This window comes from Rhizobium sp. Root1212, assembly GCF_001424985.1.
GTDB lineage: Bacteria > Pseudomonadota > Alphaproteobacteria > Rhizobiales > Rhizobiaceae > Pararhizobium.
The window spans coordinates 89,494-106,825 of record NZ_LMDA01000005.1 but is presented as its reverse complement, the minus strand read 5'-3'; the positions used below and the strand labels follow the sequence as shown (position 1 = coordinate 106,825).

General features: G+C 63.7%; 19 protein-coding genes and 1 pseudogene. 9 read left to right on the top strand and 11 right to left on the bottom strand.

Features of this window, described 5'->3' with window-relative positions; all coding sequences use genetic code 11:
• Together ASC86_RS26380 and ASC86_RS09385 are read right to left on the bottom strand one after the other, a co-directional pair.
• A partial coding sequence (locus ASC86_RS26380; protein WP_210170354.1) for a hypothetical protein occupies positions 1-196 on the bottom strand: 196 nt, incomplete at its 3' end.
• A gap of 83 nt (positions 197-279) precedes the next feature.
• Positions 280-610 (bottom strand): annotated as a pseudogene (locus ASC86_RS09385) (cupin domain-containing protein).
• A gap of 278 nt (positions 611-888) precedes the next feature.
• On the opposite strand from ASC86_RS09385, the gene ASC86_RS09380 reads away from it, so the two are divergent.
• From ASC86_RS09380 to ASC86_RS09370, 3 genes are read left to right on the top strand one after another with little or no spacing between them, the layout of a single operon-like run.
• Positions 889-1,668: an N-formylglutamate amidohydrolase gene (locus tag ASC86_RS09380; protein ID WP_244477572.1), complete on the top strand. Its 780-nt coding sequence runs from the start codon at positions 889-891 to the stop codon at positions 1,666-1,668.
• A gap of 14 nt (positions 1,669-1,682) precedes the next feature.
• Positions 1,683-3,518, top strand: coding sequence for a flavohemoglobin expression-modulating QEGLA motif protein (locus tag ASC86_RS09375; RefSeq protein ID WP_244477571.1), 1,836 nt, complete (start codon positions 1,683-1,685; stop codon positions 3,516-3,518).
• 9 nt (positions 3,519-3,527) lie between these two features.
• The gene (locus tag ASC86_RS09370) at positions 3,528-4,577 is read left to right on the top strand and encodes a glutathione synthetase (RefSeq protein WP_056319615.1); all 1,050 of its coding nucleotides are present in this window, start codon (positions 3,528-3,530) and stop codon (positions 4,575-4,577) included.
• 50 nt (positions 4,578-4,627) lie between these two features.
• On the opposite strand, the gene ASC86_RS09365 is transcribed toward ASC86_RS09370, so the two are convergent.
• A complete protein-coding gene (locus tag ASC86_RS09365) occupies positions 4,628-5,248 on the bottom strand; it encodes a TetR/AcrR family transcriptional regulator (RefSeq protein WP_162244988.1) in 621 nt (206 codons plus the stop codon).
• Between the two features lie 136 nt (positions 5,249-5,384).
• Between ASC86_RS09365 and ASC86_RS25645 the strand changes: the two genes are divergently transcribed.
• From ASC86_RS25645 to ASC86_RS09350, 4 genes are read left to right on the top strand one after another with little or no spacing between them, the layout of a single operon-like run.
• A complete protein-coding gene (locus ASC86_RS25645; protein ID WP_156386966.1) occupies positions 5,385-5,531 on the top strand; it encodes a hypothetical protein in 147 nt (48 codons plus the stop codon).
• 3 nt (positions 5,532-5,534) lie between these two features.
• Positions 5,535-6,317 (top strand): SDR family oxidoreductase, encoded by a 783-nt coding sequence (locus ASC86_RS09360; protein ID WP_056319607.1) that lies wholly within the window; start codon positions 5,535-5,537, stop codon positions 6,315-6,317.
• A complete protein-coding gene (locus ASC86_RS09355; protein ID WP_056319603.1) occupies positions 6,314-7,051 on the top strand; it encodes an SDR family oxidoreductase in 738 nt (245 codons plus the stop codon). Before ASC86_RS09360 ends, ASC86_RS09355 begins: the two co-directional genes overlap by 4 nt.
• Positions 7,048-7,938 (top strand): polysaccharide deacetylase, encoded by an 891-nt coding sequence (locus ASC86_RS09350; RefSeq protein ID WP_056319600.1) that lies wholly within the window; start codon positions 7,048-7,050, stop codon positions 7,936-7,938. The genes ASC86_RS09355 and ASC86_RS09350 overlap by 4 nt, the downstream gene beginning before the upstream one ends.
• Before the next feature lie 74 nt (positions 7,939-8,012).
• Here ASC86_RS09350 and ASC86_RS09345 read toward each other — a convergent pair whose 3' ends face one another.
• Genes ASC86_RS09345 through ASC86_RS09315 form a run of 7 tightly spaced genes read right to left on the bottom strand, consistent with a single transcriptional unit; the run spans position 8,013 to position 13,601 of the window.
• A complete protein-coding gene (locus ASC86_RS09345) occupies positions 8,013-8,942 on the bottom strand; it encodes a carbohydrate kinase family protein (RefSeq protein WP_056319597.1) in 930 nt (309 codons plus the stop codon).
• Complete coding sequence (locus tag ASC86_RS09340) at positions 8,939-9,451, bottom strand: ureidoglycolate lyase (RefSeq protein WP_056319595.1); 513 nt, start codon at positions 9,449-9,451, stop codon at positions 8,939-8,941. The genes ASC86_RS09345 and ASC86_RS09340 overlap by 4 nt, the downstream gene beginning before the upstream one ends.
• Positions 9,448-10,188, bottom strand: coding sequence for a BtpA/SgcQ family protein (locus ASC86_RS09335; RefSeq protein WP_056319591.1), 741 nt, complete (start codon positions 10,186-10,188; stop codon positions 9,448-9,450). Before ASC86_RS09335 ends, ASC86_RS09340 begins: the two co-directional genes overlap by 4 nt.
• 25 nt (positions 10,189-10,213) lie before the next feature.
• Entirely contained in the window at positions 10,214-10,996 is a 783-nt protein-coding gene (locus ASC86_RS09330; RefSeq protein ID WP_082509993.1) for a GntR family transcriptional regulator, read from the bottom strand.
• 22 nt (positions 10,997-11,018) lie between these two features.
• The gene (locus ASC86_RS09325; RefSeq protein ID WP_056319584.1) at positions 11,019-11,876 is read right to left on the bottom strand and encodes an ABC transporter substrate-binding protein; all 858 of its coding nucleotides are present in this window, start codon (positions 11,874-11,876) and stop codon (positions 11,019-11,021) included.
• Positions 11,877-11,913: 37 nt separating this feature from the next.
• Positions 11,914-12,678: an amino acid ABC transporter ATP-binding protein gene (locus tag ASC86_RS09320; protein ID WP_056319580.1), complete on the bottom strand. Its 765-nt coding sequence runs from the start codon at positions 12,676-12,678 to the stop codon at positions 11,914-11,916.
• Positions 12,675-13,601: an amino acid ABC transporter permease gene (locus ASC86_RS09315; protein ID WP_244477570.1), complete on the bottom strand. Its 927-nt coding sequence runs from the start codon at positions 13,599-13,601 to the stop codon at positions 12,675-12,677. The genes ASC86_RS09320 and ASC86_RS09315 overlap by 4 nt, the downstream gene beginning before the upstream one ends.
• Before the next feature lie 168 nt (positions 13,602-13,769).
• On the opposite strand from ASC86_RS09315, the gene ASC86_RS09310 reads away from it, so the two are divergent.
• Positions 13,770-13,991 (top strand): hypothetical protein, encoded by a 222-nt coding sequence (locus ASC86_RS09310; RefSeq protein WP_056319573.1) that lies wholly within the window; start codon positions 13,770-13,772, stop codon positions 13,989-13,991.
• Complete coding sequence (locus ASC86_RS09305; protein ID WP_056319570.1) at positions 13,991-14,788, top strand: Ku protein; 798 nt, start codon at positions 13,991-13,993, stop codon at positions 14,786-14,788. Before ASC86_RS09310 ends, ASC86_RS09305 begins: the two co-directional genes overlap by 1 nt.
• A gap of 1 nt (position 14,789) precedes the next feature.
• Here the strand turns inward: ASC86_RS09305 and ligD are convergent, their stop codons facing one another.
• On the bottom strand, positions 14,790-17,330 hold the full coding sequence (gene ligD / locus ASC86_RS09300; protein ID WP_056319567.1) for a DNA ligase D: 2,541 nt from the start codon (positions 17,328-17,330) through the stop codon (positions 14,790-14,792).
• Between the last annotated feature and the right edge of the window lie 2 nt (positions 17,331-17,332).

Genomic DNA, 17,332 nt, shown 5'->3' with positions numbered 1-17,332 from the left:
TATAAGCGTCGGGGAGCTTTTTGCGTTTCTGCTCCGTGTCAAGCTGATGGCCTCCTGCTTCTCTATGAAATCCCCATGCACCTCCGCGACGAAAGCGGCAACAGCCGCCCGACCTGGGCGGCCCCTTTGCCTTCTTCACCAGCCTCCAGAGGGCCGTTCCGTCGTAATCTACCCGCATCCATATCGCCTTCGTCATGCCAAGTCTCCGTTTGGCACAATGAGTCAGAATTCTTCTGAGTTGGGATTCCCACCACGAGTCGGCGTCATTGCTCGTTAGTATCAAACGCCGTAGTCGGCATCCGTGACATGCTCCATCCAGTCGACGACCCTGCCGTCCTTGACCTCCTGAAGCGCGATATGGGTCATGGCGACATCCGGGGAGGCGCCGTGCCAGTGCTTTTCGCCCGGCGCGAACCAGACGATGTCGCCGGGGCGGATGTCCTCGATAGGGCCGCCCTCGCGTTGCACCCGGCCGAGGCCCGAGACGACGATCAGCGTCTGGCCGAGCGGGTGCGTATGCCATGCAGAGCGGATCGATGCGAACCGTCCCTGTGAACCAGGCATCAGGCCCTTTTGCGGATGGGCGCGATCCGGCGCGTAGAATGTCCATGGTGGTTCTCCTGTCTGTTAGCCGATGTGGTCGATTTGTAGCGGGAACTGCCCGCGCGCACGGTGGTCGGATCGCTGACACCAGCGGCAAGGCCCGGATGGGCGGCCGGTATCGAAGCGGGATAATTCGACAGGAGTTGCCGTACGATCTTGAGTTTCGAGGTGGGCGAACAAACCCGTTCAATCGGTATCCACGGAACTCGCGGGCTCCTTCGACGTTACGGGGTCATGGAAAAGCAAGAGCCGTCAGCAGACTCTGCCGCGCAACCACTTTGGTCTATGACCCGAGCCGTTTCCCCGCTGGTCGGGACGGCCATACATGACGGGCATAACCTGCACGGGGACATCGCAAAGCTCATGGCCTTGAACGCCGAGGAGCGGTTGCGCGAGGAAGATCCCTTTACAGCGGCGTTCATCCAGGACCTGGGCAATCGTGTCGTCGTTCACCGCTCGCGTTTCGAGGTGGATATGAACAGGCCGCGCGAAGGTGCTGTCTATCTTCGCCCGGAGCAGGCCTGGGGCCTCGACATCTGGCACAGGACACCTTCCGAAGAGCGGGTCGAGGCAATGCGGCGCCAGCATGATGGATACTACCAAATGTTGCGCGCCCTGCTCGAGGACGTGCAGCGCGCCCACGGCCGCTTCGTCCTGCTGGACATGCACAGCTACAACCACCGCCGCGCCGGCCCTGAGGCGCCGCCGACGGCACAGATCGATGCGCCCGATATCAACATAGGCACCTTTTCGATGGAAAGGGCCTATTGGGCGCCGGTGGTCGATGCCTTCATGGAATGTCTGCGAAGGCAGCCCTTCCCCGGCCGGCGGCTCGATGTGCGGGAAAATGTCGCCTTCGCCGGAAAAGGAGAGCAGACGCGTTTCGTGCATGCGAACTTCCCGCGTACCGGCTGTGCCATCGCCGTGGAGTTCAAGAAGATCTTCATGGACGAATGGACCGGGCAGCCAGATCTCGAGGCTATCAAAGCGTTGCGCGCCGCGATCCGCGCCAGCCTTCCGGTCCTGGAAAAGGCTTTGGCCGCCATGCCTGGGGCTGCAAGATGAGCCCGCGGGGAAAAATGGTGTCGGACGTCTCCGCCCGCGTTGCCGAGGCGCTGGAGAACGGCCTGCCCATCCGTCTCGACCTTCCGAGGCGCGGCCGGCTTCATCTCGACCGGCCCCTGCCGTTTCTTGCCGTGCATGTGGGGCGGCGGGCGGCCCCTGCAGCGCGCGCGGCTGCAATGGCGAATGCCGCCTATCTTGTCGCCGGCAATCTCTCCGATGCGGCGGCGATCATCGACGCGGTCGGCGCCCACATGAGACAACATTTCGGTGCTTTCCTGGTGCTTGATTTCGGCGAGCTTTCCCGCGATCCGCTGGCCAAGGACACGCCCTTTCTCGCGCCTTTCCGAATGAGCGTTTCGTCGTCTTCGGACAGTGCAGCGCAGGCAACCTTGTCGGCCTTCGTCGGCGCGGTCGAGAAGGTCGACGGCCGCTACCGCGCGCCGCGCGTCGAATGTTCATCCCTTTCCGGCGATCTCCATGCGGGGCTTGCCCGCCGCCTGCCGGATTGCTCGACAATCACCATGCGCGTCGCGCCGATCTATCGCGTGCCGCAATCGCGTGCCGTCTATCCCGAGTTGCAGAGGCGGCTTGTCGCTCATCTCGTCGATGCGGGGCTGCAGGCGGCCGCGCAATTCGCGCGCACCACGACACCGCTTGCGCCTGCGAGCCACCGGGCGCTTGGCCGGCGTATCTTCACCGATGCCGTCACGCGCGCCGACCGCGCGATGGACGATATCGCCGCAAGCTTCGACTTCCTGCTCGCGGTGACGCCCATCAATGCCGAAAAGGCCTTCGAAGAGTTCCGCGCCTCAGGCTTCGATCACGCGCCGATCTTGCTCTACAGGCCGCTCGCCATCGATATAGCCGCGCGCAAGAAGGCTCTGTTCTCCATTGCGCTCGACCGCTTTGAAGACCCTGTTCTGGAGCGCCTCTACAGCGAAAAGCGGCAGGAACTGGATTGGCAACTCTCGATGTTGTCGGCGCGCGAAGACGGCTGTTTCATAGAGATGAGCCGCGCGCTTTACGGCTCGGTCGATGCGCGGTTGGAAAAGGCGGCGCGGGACATCCTCGACGCGACGGCGGTTTACAGCCGGGCGCGCGAGCCGCAGATGGTTGGTCATCGCTATGTCGAGAAACGGGCGCGGACGATGATCGACGGCTACAATGCGCAGTTTTCCGCGTTCTCACCACGTGTCGAGGTGCGCGACGACCTTCCGGCGGGCCTGATGGTCTCCAGCGACCGCCTGCTGATCGCCAGTTCGACCACCATGGCGCGCGAACGGGTGGACGCCCTGCTCAGCCACGAGGTCGGCGTGCATCTGCTGACCTACTGCAATGGCTCCGGTCATGGTTTGCGGCTCTTCCGCTCCGGTCTTGCTGGATATGAAGGTGCGCAGGAGGGGCTCGCCGTGCTGGCGGAATATCTCGTCGGCGGCATGACGGTGGCGCGGTTAAGGCTGATCGCCGCGCGCGTAGTTGCCTGCGCCGCGATGCTTGCCGGAGCGGGTTTCGTGGAGACATACAGGCTGCTGACGAGAGACGAAGGCTTCAAGCCCCCGATCGCCTTCAACATAGCGCTTCGCCTTTATCGCGGCGGCGGACTTGCCAAGGATGCCATTTATCTGCGCGGCCTTTTCGACATTCTCGCGCATCTGCGGGGCGGCGGTGATCTGGAGCCGTTCTGGCTCGGCAAAATCGCGGCTCGTCATTTCGCCGTCATGCAGGAGCTTAGCCAGCGCGGCCTGCTGAAGGCACCCCGGCTTGTGCCGCAGTTCATGGCTGCCAAGGGGGCTGCAGAGCGCCTTGCGAAACTGCGGACCGGCCTTGCTCCCCTCGACCTCATCTCATAGGAGGCCTGCATGCGCATCGCGTTTTTTGTCAATTCGATTGCCGATGAAACCCCGCAGTTCACGACGACCGTGCTGGCGCTCTCCGCGCTCAACCGCGGGCACGAGATCTGCTACGTCACGCCGGGCGATTTCGTGCTGCGGCCGGATGACAGCCTGTCCGTTCGCGGCCTGGTGCTGCCATCCTCCGGCTACAAGAAGCCGGAAACGCTGCACAAGGACCTGCAGAGCGATCGCGCCGAAATCAAGGTTTTCGACATCGGTGAAATCGACGTGCTGTTCCTGCGCAACGATCCGTCGCTCGACATGACCGACCGGCCCTGGGCGACCGATGTCGGCGCGCTGTTCGGCCGGCTTGCGGTGCAGCGAGGTACGCTTGTGGTCAACGACCCCGCTGGACTCGCCAAGGCGCAGAACAAGCTCTACCTGCAGGATTTCCCTACCGCAGTCCGTCCGGCGACGCTCATATCCAAGAGCATCGAGGAGATCAGGAGCTTCATCGAAGGCGAGAAGCGGAAGGGGGCGATTATCAAGCCTCTTCAGGGTTCCGGCGGGAAAAACGTCTTCAAGATCACCTCGCCGGACGACCATAATCTCAATCAGATTTTTGAGGCCGTGAGTGGAGAGGGTTATCTCATCGCCCAGAGCTTCATGCCGGAGGCGAGCGAAGGCGACGTGCGCTTTTTCGTCATGAATGGCCGCCCCCTCATGCGCGAAGGAAAGTATGCCGCCTTTCGCCGCGTGCCGGCCAAGGGCGAAATCCGTTCCAACGTCCATGTCGGGGGCGGGCCGGCCCGCGTGGACGTGACGCCGGAAATGCTGGCCGTCGTGGAGGCCGTGCGCCCCAAGCTTGTCGAGGACGGCATGTTCCTGGTCGGCCTCGATATCGTTGGCGACAAGATCCTGGAAATAAACGTTTTCACGCCCGGCGGGCTGGGCAACCTCGCGCAGTTTTACGGCACCAATTTCTCCGAGAGCGTCATTGCCGCGCTGGAAGAGAAGATCGCCATACGCCGGGCTTATGACTCCAGCATGGAGAACAGCCGGCTCGCGACGCTTTGAGTGCCGGTGTGGATGGCCTTGCGACGCGCGGCGATCCGGACCAGACCTACTTAAGGGCGGGGTGTCGAGAAGAGGCCTTGAAGTGCCTTCAGGTCGCTGCGTAAGCGGCTATCGATATCCCCGTCGTCGCGGTTGTCATCGGCGATGAACTGGAAGAACCGGATGTTCTGCAGCGCGAACAGGCAATCGGCGAGCGCGTTGCTGTCGATTGTCTCCGGTACGAGGCGGCGGGTCTGGAAGTCGATGATCATCGAGTGCATCAGTTCGATGAGAACGCGGTCCAGTTCGAGATAGGTTCGGCCGAAATCGCTGCTGCCTTCCTGGATGCTGGCCGAAAGGATTTCTCGCCAGGTGGATTTTGTCAGATAGCTCATGGCGTGACGGCGCAAAATCTGGCCGAAGGCGGCGACGGCGTCGACGAGATCATCGGGCTTTCGGGCGATCATCGCTTTCAACTGCCGGATAAGCAGCTGGTCGCTTTCGCTGACGAGCGCCAGCAGAAGGCCTGCCTTGCTATCGAAGTAATTGTAGACTGTGACGGCGGAAACATCCGCATCCTTGGCGATCATTTCAATCGTCGTCGGGGCATAACCATCCGTTTGGAAACGGGTCTTGGCGACTTCCAGAATCCGTTCGCGACGGTTTGCTTTTTGCCGTTCTCTCAGTCCCATCAAACCCATACCGGCTGTCCGTTCCCCCTCCCGTGGGTTGTGCCTCCAATTCCATTGATGCGCAACAAAAATGATGTTGACAAGATTTTGTAGTGACATAAAATTTTTACTCTATAAAAATTACGAGGAGCTGAAAATGGGCATTTTCCGACGTTCCTTTGGGGCGCGCTCGATCCGCGAAGCCTCCACCCTGTTCCCCTTCGGCCATAGCGGCACCTCCATTCTGGCGGTGCGGGTTCTCATGAACCGCATCGGCTGCGTCACGCACGCGCGGAAAGGCTGAGACATGGGCCGGCTGCACTACGATTTTTCTGGCGAGCACGTGCTGGTCACGGGGGCGAGCCGCGGCATCGGCCGGGCGGTGGCGGAGGGTTTCGCCAGCGCCGGCGCCGATGTCACCATCCTCTCCTCCGGCTCCGGCATTCATGAAACGGCGCGGGAAATGTCGGAGCGCTTCGGCCGCAAGGTTGCTGCGATCGAATGCGACATCACCGACAGCGCCGCGGTGAAGGCGGCGCTGTCGCCGCCCGGCCGCATCGACGTTCTCGTCAACAATGCCGGACTGGAGCGCATCACCCCGCTTCTGGCCGAGGACGATGCCGTGGAGGACACCTTCCGCCGTATCACCGACATCAACACCAATGGCACCTTTTACGTCACGCGCAACGCCGTGCCGCATATGGGGGAGGGCGGACGTATCATCGTCACGGCCTCGATCTGGAGCCGCGTCGCGGTGCCGGAGTTTTCCGCCTACATCACCTCCAAGCACGCCAATCTCGGCTTTACCCGCGTGATGGCGAAGGAACTGGGGCCGAGGGGTATCCGCGTCAACGCCGTCTGCCCCGGCTGGGTGCGCACCGAAGCGGCGATGCTGTCCCTGAAGAATATGTCGCTGCGCACCGGCCGCAGTGAAGAGGACCTGCTCGCCGAAATCGTCGGCGCGCAGGTTTTGCCCGGCCTGCTGGAGCCCGAGGACCTTGCTGCACCCTATCTCTTCCTCGCTTCCGACGGTGCGAAAGACATGACGGGTCAGGGCCTGATGCTCGATCGCGGCGAGGTTATGGCATGAGCCGGCGCGTTCTCGTCACAGGTGCCTATCGCGGCATCGGCGCGGCCTGCGCTCTGGCTTTTGCGGCCACAGGTGCGCATGTCGCACTCGCCGATATCCGCAAGCCCGATGATACCGCGGCCGCCGCCGCCAAGGCGGGTGCAGCGGAAACGCTAGCGCTCGCCTGCGACGTTTCCGACGAAAACGCCGTCCTTGCGGTCGGCGAGGCGGTGAGGAAGACTTTCGGCGGCATCGATGTGGTCGTGCATTGCGCCGGCGTCATCCACGAGGCACCTCTGCTCGAAACCCCCGTCGCGGATTTCGACCGGGTGATCGGCATCAACCTGCGCGGCAGCTTCCTCGTCGGCAAGATGGCGATCGGGCTGATGGACGGTACGGAGGAGGCACCGGCGCGGCTGATCATGATCGCCTCGGACATGGCCTATTACGGCCGCGAGACCTTTTCGCCCTATGTCGCCTCCAAGCATGGCGTGCTCGGGCTGGTGCGCTCCTGGGCGAAGGAATTCGCGCCTCGTGTACTCGTCAACGCCATCTGCCCCGGCCCGATCGATACCGAAATGCTCGGCGCGGCCAATATGAGCGCGGAGTGGCGGGCGCGGGAACTTGCCATCCCGCTTGGCCGCTTCGGCCAGCCGGAAGAGATCGGCGAGCTTGCATTGTTCCTCGCGGGTCCCGGCGGGCGTTATTTCACCGGCCAGGGCGTCGGCAGCAATGGCGGGAGTATCATGCCATGATCAAAAATCCTATTCCGTGGCCGAACGGCGCCAAATGCGCCGCCTGCATCACCTTCGACATGGATGCGGATAGCCTCATCCATATCGCCCATCCTCAGGATGGCCACAGCCGCGTCTCGGCGATCTCCATGCTGCAATACGGGCCCAAGGTGGCGGTGCCGCGCATCGTCGAGAGCTATCGGCAGCTCGGCATCAAGCAGACCTTCTTCGTGCCCGGATGGTGCGTCGAGCAGTATCCGCAGGCGGTCGAAGCGATGCTGGAAGGCGGCCACGAGCTGGCTCACCACGGCTACCTGCACGAGCATCCGCGCGAGCTTTCGGACGAAGACGAGGCCTATTGGCTGGATCGCAGCATCGAGGTGATCGTCAAAGCAAGCGGCAAGCGTCCGCGCGGCTGGCGGGCGCCACTCTATAACTTTTCCCACCGCTCGGCCGATCTCCTGGTCTCGCGCGGCTTCGAATACGACGCCTCGCTGATGGGGGACGATATTCCCTATTTGCTCGAATGCGACGCCGGCCAGCTGGTGGAGCTGCCTTCGCACTGGGGCCTCGACGACTGGCCGCAATATGTCCAGTCGATGGACCTCGACTACATGATGCCGATCCGTGCGCCGGAGCAGGGTTTTGCCGCCTTTGCGCAGGAGTTCGAGGCGGCCTATCGCCACGGTGCGCTCTGGGTGCCGGTCGTGCATCCCTTCGCCACCGGCCGCTTGGCGCGCTGGGACGTGGTGCACCGCTTCCTTGAACAGGTCCTGCAACGGGGAGATGTCTGGTTCGCGCCGATGGAGGAGATCGCCGCCCATGTGCGTTCTGTCGTCGACAACGGCCTTTGGTCGCCGCGCGTCGACCGGCTGCCCTATTATGCCGAGCCCGTCCGGGTTCGGTAGGGCGAATGCCGCGGGGCATTGCTCCGCGGCTGCAGCGACCAGGCAGTGCCATCGCTGCGACAGGGCCGAAGTGGTTATCGGCGCTCTGAGCGCCAGCGCAGCACGTCGTCCACGCTCGCCTTGCCACCCCGCGGCCCGTGGATGGTGACCGACCGGGAAGCCGCGGCGACAGCGAAATCGAGCGCTTCCGCGAAAGACTGGTTTCGGGCAAGGCACCAGGTGAGCGCACCGCCGAAGGTATCGCCGGCGCCGGTCACATCGACGACTGACACGGGATAGCCGGCCACTTGAAGGTGGTTTTCGCCGTCCGAGGACTCGGCGCCATCGGCTGCCAGCGTGCGCACCACCCGCTCGATCCGGTGTTCGCGCATCCAGCCGGTAATAAGGGAAAGATCGTCATGGCCGAAGGCGGCACGGAAGCCGACCTGATTGAAGATGACGACGGCGGCGCCGGTAAGGTAGGGCATGTCCTCCGGCGTGCAGCCACCGACATCGAGATCGAAGATAGTGCGGCGGCCATGGCTTCTGATGTCGGCGAGCAGGTCGGCCTGCTTGAGGACGCCACTTTCCGTCTGCGTGTGCAACCGGCGGACCCGGTAGAGCGTCGTGTAGAGAAAGCCGGGCTGCCGCAGGGAGGCGAGCGTTTCCGGCTTCAGCCACATCGGCGGCTCGCCCATCTCGACGGTGAGCACGATATGCTCGCCATCGACGAGGAAGATCAGGTTGCGGGATTCCGCAAGGCTGGGGTCGCTCAGCATATGGTCGGTGCCGACGCCGTTCTCCGCGAGGTCGGCGATCAGCCGTTGCGACAGCGGGCTTTCGTTGAGCAGCGAGATGAATTGCGTGGCGCCACCAAGCGCTGCATGCACGACGGCGGCATTGGCGATGGAGCCGCCGATTTCGGCGGGCAGTTCCTGTACCATGCCCTTGTCGGCGCGGCCCGGCCAGCGGTCGGCCGTGTAGTATTCGTCGATCGCGACGTCGCCGATGAAGAAGGCGGTCATGCGCCCTGTCCTTCCAATGCTTCGACCCGGCGAGGGCCGCCTTCGACCGGTACCCACGGGCTTTCGCCAAGGCCGCAGATCGCCATCCAGTAATACGCCGCCGGGCGGGAAAGTCCACGGCAGGCGTCGTGCCAGACGTTGCGGTGCATCACCACCGCCTGTCCCGGCGCGATCACGAAGGCCTCGATCTCGTCATGCTGCGGCGCGTCCGCGTCCGAAGCCGGGGCGACGGCGAGGATGATCGGCTCGGCGGCGCAGAAGAGCGCCTCTTCCGTTTGCGGATGACGTTCCATCGCCGTGCAGAACCAAGGTGCTGCGCCGCCGCGGGTGATGCCGAGATGGCCGGACCCGTCGATCAGCGGCGTGCGGGTAAAGCCATCGTTCCACCCGTCGCCCTTGGTCCAGATCACTTGGCGGTCGGCATCGTCGGCAAGATCGTAGACCTTGCCGTAGCGGGCGAAATTTTCCGGTGTCGCCGGCTTGGCGACGATCGCATTCGACGCGCTCATGCCGCGCTCCTTGCGGTACGGACGGCGCGCATCAGGCGGGCGACATGGCTGGCCTCGACGCGGCCGGTGTCCTTGTGGTCATGCTTGAACCAGCTGCCGACAACCGCGCCATCGGCGTAGGCCAGCTGTTCTACGGCATTGGCCTCGGTGAGGCCGGCGCCGATCAGAAGTGGCAGGTTGCCGCCGGTCGCCGCGCGGAAGCGCGCGACCTTGTCCATGTCGGTCGGCTGGCCGGTGGCATCTGACGTGACGACGAGGCCGTCGCAGCGGGCAGCGCCAAGGCGCACGTCCTCTTCCTCGGGCCGGCCGGAAAGCACGGGCTGGTACTTGAACCGTACGCCGCCGAGCAGCAGCGCCGAGACGCTCGCGCGCCGGGCGGCAAGTTCCGTGGCGAAGGGCTCGTCCGCTTCCGGCGGCAGGTGGCCGGCGACGGAATCGACCTGGATGAAGGCGACGGGATAGCGGCCCGCCAGCGCGAAGGCGCGGGCGTCGTCATGCAGCACGTTGACGCCGATTTTCGCGCCGAGATCGAGGCCGCACAGCCGGTCCAGCACCCGCTCGACATCGTCGGCCTTGCCGAAATAATTCTCCACCACCAGCCCGTCGACACCTTCTCCGGCCATGATACGGGCTTCTTCCTCGGCCTGGGCGAGCTTTGCCGCCGGGTCGTCGCCGGCAAGGTGCAGCATGCCGAGGATGGGTTTTACGGTGGTGAAGGTTTTGTCGAAGCGGCTCATGTCAATTCTCCTGCGTCGCACCGCCTCAGGCGGGCGCGGTATCGCGCCCCCAGCGCGTTGCAAATTTCATCTGGACGGCCGGCGAGTAGACGATCGACGTGCGCTCGACCAACCGGTCGTCCGCATCGAGCACATCTCCGCTGGCACAAAGGTAGCCCGGCACTTCCGGCCCTGACCCGAAAACCGTCCGCAACCGCTCGGATGGCGGCACGACGGTCAGCAGCAGTTCCGAACGCAGGGGATGGCGGTCGTAGTCGCGGCGCAATACGTCGTAGAGCGATTGCGCCGCGAAATCGTAAGTCTCGATGCCGGGATAAAGGCCAAGATCGAGCTGCGAGGTATCGACGTTCAGCCAGGTGATCGTCTCGTCGTTCGCCAGCCCGCGGGCGCGCACCAGCAGAAGCTCGCCGTTGTCGACCTTGTGCTCCAGCACCTTCGTCACCGGACGCAGGCCCTGCCTGCGCGCCAGTTCCGTGAAGCTGCCGAAGTTCCAGATATTGTGGCTGATCGGCCGGTGCGAGACGATCGTACCGCGCCCGCGCACCTGTTGGACCAAACCTTCCGACACCAGAAGCGCCATGGCGTTGCGGACCGTGGTACGGGCAATGCCGAACTGGTCGCGCATCTGGTTTTCCGAAGGGATTGCTTCCCCTTCGGAAAAATCGCCGCTCAGGATCGCGGCGCGTAGCGCCCGGTAGAGCTGCCGGTAAAGCTGTTCGCTCGAATAGGGATCGAGGCGAAAGCGTGACAGCCTGTCGTCTGGGCGTTCAGCCGTCACAGGGGCATCTGGCGTGGAAGGATGGGTCAAGGCAGGCTCCGGTGCGGTTCCGTTACTTCGTGGCTCCGTTTATCTTGAACTCTTCAACGCCTGCTTCTTTCAAGCCGTAGCGGTCGAGGATCTGTGCATAAGTGCCGTCTGCCTTCAGGGCATCGAGCGTGGCGCGCACGGCGTCGCGAAGTTCGCCGTTCGCCTTGGCAAAGGCGATGCCGTAGAAGTTGACGTCGCCGACATTGCCGATCTGGTAGAACTTGCCCGGCTCCTGCTTCATCAGGTCGAGCAGGCCCTCAAGGCCGATGACGGAGGCCTGGGCGCGGCCCTGGCGGATTTGCATGATGTGCTCGGCCTGGGTCGGGATCTGGATGACGGTGATCAGCTTGTCGGCCGGGCAGATGGACTTGCCGAGTTCTTCGGCCCAGGTAACCCAGCTGGTGCCGGTCGCGACGGCGACCGTCTTGCCGCAGAGATCGGCCTCGGTCTTGATGTCGGCCTGGTGGTCGGCGCTGGAGTAGAAGACGTTGCCCGTCTTGAAATAATCGATGAAATCGAGCTGGGTCTGGCGCTCGACCTTGTCGGAGAAGGCGGTGATGATCATGTCCGAGCGGCCGGTGACGACCTGCGGGATCAGTTGCGGAAACTCGACGTTCTGGAATTCCGCCGTCAGGCCGAGACGTTCGGCGACGGCCTTGGCGAGGTCGATGTCGAAGCCCTTGAGGTCCGTCGAGCCGGCGTCGTTATATTCCATCGGCGGATAGGCAAGGCTGATGGTGACGTTGAGCTTGCCGGCGGAGCGCACGGCCTCGGGCAGGGCGGCGGCCAGCTTTTCGTCGCCGGCGGCGTGAGCGACGCCGGCAAGGCTGATGAACGTGGCGGAGGCAAGCCCCAGAACCATCGGCAGGATTGTCTTCATTGTCCGTACTCCCATTGTTGGACGAAAGAAAAAAGGGTCAGGCGAGCACGCGGCTCAGGAACGAGCGCACGCGCGGATCTGTGGGGTTGCTCAGCACGTCGCCGGGCACGCCCTTCTCGCGGATTTCGCCCTCGATCATGACGACGACGCGGTCGGCGACCTCGCGGGCAAAGCCGATCTCGTGGGTGACGACGATCATGGTGGTGCCGCCGCGGGCAAGTGCGCGCATCACTTCCAGCACCTCGCCGACCAACTCCGGATCGAGCGCCGATGTCGGCTCGTCGAACAGCATGACGCGCGGCTCCATGGCCAGTGCACGGGCGATCGCCACGCGCTGCTTCTGGCCGCCGGAAAGCTGCGACGGATAGCTCGAAGCCTTGCCGGCCATGCCGACCTGCTCCAGCAGTTCCATGGCGCGGGCTTCGGCTTCGGCGCGCTTCAGTCCACGCACCACCATCGGTCCTTCGATGACATTGCCGAGTACGGTGCGGTGGGCGAAGAGATTGAAGTGCTGGAACACCATGCCGAGCCGGCTTTGCTGGGCGCGCAGGCGCTTGACCGGCAGTTCCTGCAGGGCGCCACTGCTGAGTTCGTAGCCCATGATGGCGCCATCGACCCAGACATAGCCGCCATTGGGCGTTTCCAGATGGTTGATGCAGCGCAGGAACGTGCTCTTGCCGCTGCCGGACGGGCCGAGGATGCACAGCACCTCGCCATAGGCGACATCCAGATCGAGACCCTTCAGGACCTCGTGGGCGCCAAAACTCTTGCGGATTCCGACCGCCTTGACTGCGAGGCTCATGCTTCCTCCGGGGTGGCCGGGCGGCGTGCCCAGCCCTTGAACCAGCTGCGTTCTGCGGTGGCGGTAGAGGCGTCACGGCCGAAATGGCGTTCGAGATAATATTGACCGATGGACAGCACCGTGGTTCCGGCCAAGTACCAGACGGCGCAGACGAACAGCAGTTCGATGACGGCCCCGTTGATGAAGTAGATGCGCTGTGCCGCGTTCAGCATTTCGCCCATGGCGATGGTGGCGGCGAGCGAGGAGAATTTCAGCATGCCGATGGCGCTATTGCCGAGCACCGGCAGGATCAGGCGCAACGTCTGCGGCAGTATGATGCGGCGCATGGTCTGGCCGGGGGTCATGCCGAGCGTGTGCGCCGCCTCCGTCTGGCCCTTGTCGACGGAACCGATGCCGCCGCGCACGACCTCGGTGAGGTAGGAACCCTCATTGACGCCAAGTCCGAGCACGGCGGCGACGAAGGGCGTGACCACATCGACCATGCGCTCGTCGACGAGGCCCGGAATATAGAGCCGCGGGAAGACAAGGGCGATGTTAAACCAGATGAGAAGCTGCAGCAGCACCGGCGTTCCCCGGAAGATCCAGACATAGAGCCAGGCGGCAAAACGCAGGATCGGATTTTCCGACAGCCGCATGATGCCGAAGGCAAAGCCGAGGACGACGCCGAGCGCAAGGGCGCAGGCCGAAATCAGCAGCGTCCAGCCGAAGCCGGTGACGATCACACCGGCCGTGAGGAATTGCCCGACCACGGGCCATTGGATTTGCCCGACGGCAAAGGCGCGGCCGATGACGGCGAGAAGCAGAAGCACGATGCCGCCGCTGACCCAGCGTCCGGGGTGCCGCAGGCGGCGCACCGCCACATTCGGGCCGGGCAGGTCCGCAAGGGACAGCGTGGCGGTTGTTTTCGGAGCGGCGTGAGACATGATATCCATGTTGTAGGGTTAGGCCTACAACTTACTAGGTCCCTTTCCGGCAGGAGTCAAGCGGCCTTTTGGTTTCGATATGGAGAGCGTTGGCCGCGGCATCCCGAGCGTCCGGGAACTCCCGGCGACTTGGCGCATTAGAGATGGACGCGCGTTTTGGAGAACCTCATGGATAACAAGGACCGATTGATCCTGGCGCTTGCCGCCCTTCTTCGCGCCGAGCGCGAGACCCGTGGCGCGCTGATGGACGCGCTGGAAGAGGATTCCATTTCGCGGGAAACCTTGCTTGCCATTCTGTCCGATCCGATCCCGGTCGTCACCCAAGAGGACATCGCCTTCGCCGAGCGTTTCGCCATGTCGAGGCATCTGCCCATCGAGAGGAAAGGCTGATGGCGCCGCGCGCATTCTGGAAAGGTTATCTCAAGCTCTCGCTCGTCACCTGTCCGGTTGCCATGTCGCCGGCGATCTCTCAGGAAGAAAAAGTCCGCTTCCGCACGCTTAACGGCAAGACCGGCAATCCCGTCGTCAGCCGATATGTCGATGCCGTTACCGGCAAGCCGGTGAGCGAGGACGACGAGGTGAAGGGCTATCCGCGCGGCGAGGACGACTACGTCATGCTGGAGGAGGACGAGATCGAGGCGGTGGCGCTGGAAAGCACGCGCACCATCGATATCGATATGTTCGTGCCGCGCGAATCCATCGAATGGATCTGGTACGATGCGCCGCATTTTCTCGTGCCGAACGATACGGTGGGGGAGGAGGCGTTCTCCGTCATCCGCGAGGCCATGGCCTCGACCGGCACGGTCGGCATTTCCCGGCTCGTGCTTTACCGGCGGGAAAGAGCGGTGATGCTGGAGCCGCGCGGTAATGGCATCGTCCTGTGGACGCTGCGCTATGGCGACGAGGTGCGCGACGAAAAGGACTATTTCGCAGGTCTGAAGGATGCCAAGCCCGACCCCAAGGCGCTTTCGCTGGTGAAGGCGCTGATCGAGGAGCGCACGAAAGCCTGGGACCCGAAAATGGTGGACGATCCGGTGCAGGACCGGCTGCTCGATATTATCGCTGCGAAGAAGAAGGGTCGCAAGCGCCCTGCCAAGGCAAAGGCGCCGCCGCCGACATCGGGCAACGTCATCAACATCATGGATGCCCTGCGCCGCAGCATCAAGGCGGAGGGCAAGGGCAAGTAGCTCAGCCTTTTATCTTCAACGGCTCGGCCGCCTGGATGAAATCCTCCCAAGGATCGGCCGCAAGCGCCTGCAGGCGCGTCGGCGTGTTCTCCACTGTGAAATAGGCAGGACCGATATCTGGGCCGAGTTCGTTCCACGACAGCGGCATGGAAACGGCCGCGCCGGGACGGGCGCGTGTGGAATACGGCGCCACCGCTGTCATGCCGCGCTGGTTGCGCAGATAGTCGATGAGGATCTTTCCGCCGCGCTTCGACTTGGTGATGGTGGAGACGTAGCTTTCCGGGCTGTCCTTTGCCATGGCATCGGCGATGCCCTTGCAGAAGGTCTTGATCGCCGGCCAATGCGCAGATGGTTTCAGGGGCGCGCAGACATGCAGGCCCTTGCCGCCGGACGTTTTGACGAAGGCGTTGAGCCCGGCGGCCTCGAGCCGTTTTCGCGTTTCCTCGGCCGCATCGATGACCGCCTGCCACGAGACGCCCTCGCCGGGATCGAGGTCCATGATGATGCGGTCCGGCCGCTCCCAGTCGGCGAGTGTCGAGCCCCAGGGGTGGATTTCCAGGACCGCCGATTGCACAAGGCTCATCAGCCCGTCGAAGCCCTCGATCGCGACATAGGGTTCGTCGTCCTTTGTCGCCGGGTCCTGCACCTCGATGATATGGGCGTTGATGCCTTTCCAGGCGTGTTTCTGGAAGAAAGTCTGGCCGTCTATACCGCTCGGCGCGCGCAGAAGTGCGAGCGGACGCCCGACAATATGCGGGGCGATGTAGCGCCAGACCTCGGTGTAGTAGTCCGCAAGCCCTTCCTTGGTAACCCCTTCATCGGGCCAGTAGACCCGGTCGAAATGGGTGAGGCGCACTGTGCGGCGCGGCGGCTTTTCGGCTTGCCGCGCGAGGGTGGCTTTGGCTTTCGGTATTTCGGCGACGACCTCGGATGCCGGCTTGTCTTCCCTGAGGCCCCGGAACGACGCGTGCCGCAGATGCCCGTCGGCCGTCCAGGCGCGGAACTCCACTTCCGCGACCAGTTCCGGCTGCACATATCGCGCCTGCCGCGCCTCCTCCGCCGTCAACTTCCGTCCGAAGGGACTTTCATCCGTCCTCATGCGGGAGAGGCGCTTAAAGAGGTCGGCGGCGACGGATGCGCTGAAGCCGGTCCCGACCCGGCCGACAGGTTCCAGTTTCCCCTCCTTGTAGACGCCGAGCACCAACGAACCGATCGCCTGGCGCGAGACCGTGGAAGGCGCATAGCCACCGATGACGAATTCCTGCCGGGCCGAGCATTTCGATTTGATCCAGCTCTTGCCGCGGCCTCCACGATAGGGCGCGTCGCGCAGCTTCGAGACGACGCCCTCGAGACCAAGGCGGCAGGCATGACGCAGCACCAGCGCGCCGGTCTCGTCGAAATGGCCGCTATAGCGCAGGATGCCGCCCGCGCCCGGCACCAGCTTTTCGAGAAGCGCCTTGCGCTCCTCCAGTGGCAGGCGGGTCAGGTCGTAGCCGTCGAGATGGAGAAGATCGAAGGCATAGAAAATGAAGCGATGGTCCCGTCCCTCGCTGAGATCGGCTTGCAGGGCTGAAAAGTCGGATGCGCCAGTGCCGGTCTCGACCACGATTTCGCCGTCGATGAGCGCGGTACCGACCGGCAACGCGGCAAGCGCGGCAACCACGGCCTTGCCGAACTTCTTCGTCCAGTCCAGCCCGCTGCGGGTCAGAAGCTTGACCCGGCCGGCCTCGATCCGCGCCTGCAGCCGATAGCCGTCGAACTTGATCTCGTGCAGCCAGCGTTCGCCGGCCGGCGGAGCGCTGGCGAGCGTCGCCAGGGCCGGCGACAGGAAGTTCGGCAGCTTCGCTTTGCGCACGCCCTTGATATCGGAAGGATCGGGTGCTTCCTTCTGTGGCTCTTCTTTCTTTTTTGCCTTTGCATCAGTCTTTTTCGGGGATTTGCGGATGCGACCGGTTTTCGAGGACCAGCCGGGCTCCTCGCCGGCGACATCGGCGAGCTGCCGTCCTGTCTTGACCGATTCCGGCCGCGCGTCGAGCAGATCGTCCTTGCCTTCGGGAACGGCGAATTCGTCGTCTCCTTTCATCAGCAGCCAGTTCTCGCGCTTTTCGCCGGGCTTGCCGTGCATGCGCACCAGATGCCAGCGCCCGTGCAGCTTCTCGCCGTAAAGGGTGAACTCAAGGTGCCCCTTGGCATAGGCTTTTCGTGCATCACCGATCGGCTCCCAAGTGCCGCGGTCCCAGACGATGACGGTGCCGCCGCCATATTCGCCCTTGGGGATAGTGCCTTCGAAATCGCCGTAGGCGAGGGGGTGGTCTTCCACATGCACGGCCAGCCGCTTTTCGCTCGGCGTCAGGCTCGGGCCGCGCGTCACCGCCCAGCTTTTGAGGACGCCATCCATTTCGAGGCGGAAATCGTAGTGAAGCCGTGTCGCATCGTGCTTTTGGATCACGAAGCTGTGGCCTTCCTTGCGGGCTTTCCGGCCCCGCGGCTCGGAGGTGGCCTTGAAATCCCGTTTCTGCCGGTAGACGTTCAGCGTTGCCATTC